Here is a 1,467-nt window from a genome sequence, read left to right on the forward strand (position 1 = left end):
GTCATGGGCCAGGACAAAGGCTTCACGCACCGCCGCCTGCTGCACCAGCCGCGCTTCGATTTCCCCCAGCTCGATACGGAAACCACGGATCTTCACCTGATGGTCGATACGGCCGATGTACTCGATCACCCCGTCGGCGCGGTAACGGGTCAGGTCGCCGGTGCGGTACACCCGGCCCCCGTCGCTGGAGAACGGGTTGGGCACGAACTTCTCGGCGGTCAGCCCTGGACGCGCCAGGTAGCCTCGGGTCACCCCGGCACCGGCCAGATACAGCTCGCCGGCACTGCCCACCGGCACCGGTTGCAGGTCCGGACTGAGGATGTAGCTCTGGGTGTTGCTGATGGCCCGGCCGATATTGGCCTGCCCTCCCGCCTCGCGTCGGGTGTAGGTCGAGTAGGTGGTGTCTTCCGAAGGGCCGTACAGGTCGTAGACATGCACCAGCCCGGGCTGTTGGTAGAGGCTATCTACCAAGGCCTGCTTCAGTGGTTCGCCCGCCAGGTTGATGATTCGCACGCTAGGCGGAATCTGCCCGCTGCGTTGCAGCGCGGCAATTGCCGACGGCACGGTGTTGATCAGGCGCACCCGATCACGGTCCACCAGCTCCGGCAGTTCCAGGGCATTGCGGGCCAGGACGATGGAACCGCCGCTGGACAGGGTGACAAACAGCTCCCACACCGACAGGTCGAAGCAGATCGAGGTGGAAGCCAGTACTCCTTGCAGGTCTTCAGCGCTGTACACCCGGTTCGACCAGTGGATCAGCGCCAGCACGTTGCGATGGGCAATCGCCACGCCCTTGGGCAGACCGGTGGAACCGGAGGTGTAGATCACATAGGCCAGATTGTCCGGGGTCGCTCGTGGCGCCGGGTCGTCTGTCGAGTACCCATCCAGCCAGCCCGGCTGGGCATCCAGTTGCAGGGTCTGCAGGGATTCCACGGACGGCAGCAGCGCCAGCAAGGCGCTTTCGGTCAACAGGATCTGCGCCTGACTGTCGCGCAGCATGTGGGCCAGACGATCCTGCGGATAATCCGGGTCCAGGGGCACATAGGCGCCACCGGCCTTGAGCACCGCCAACAGCGCCACGACCATTTCCGGGGTGCGCTGCAAGGCCACACCCACCCGCACTTCAGGCCCCACGCCCAGCTCGATCAGCTTGTGCGCCAGACGGTTGGCCCGCTCGTTGAGCTGCCGGTAGCTCAGGCGCTGACCGGCAAATAGCAGAGCTTCGGCGTTAGGGGTTTTCAGTACTTGTGCTTCCACCAACTGCTGCACACAGCCATCGCTGGGGAACTCACCGGTAGCCGGGGTCCACTCGTGCAGCAACTGGTGCTGCTCGGCAGCACCCAGCAGCGGCAGGTCCCCCAGGCGCTGGCGCGGCTGCTGGACAATGCCCTGCAGCAACTGCACCCAGGACTGGGCCAGACGCTCGATGGTGGAGGCCTCGAACAGATCGGTGGCATAGGTCAGGGA

Annotated in this window: 1 protein-coding gene; it reads right to left on the reverse strand. The window is 65.1% G+C overall.

Features of this window, described 5'->3' with window-relative positions:
• The coding region (locus tag FW796_RS31820) for an amino acid adenylation domain-containing protein (RefSeq protein WP_446440698.1) at positions 1-1,467 on the reverse strand (1,467 nt) is incomplete at both ends.

Source organism: Pseudomonas sp. 910_21, from assembly GCF_052850735.1.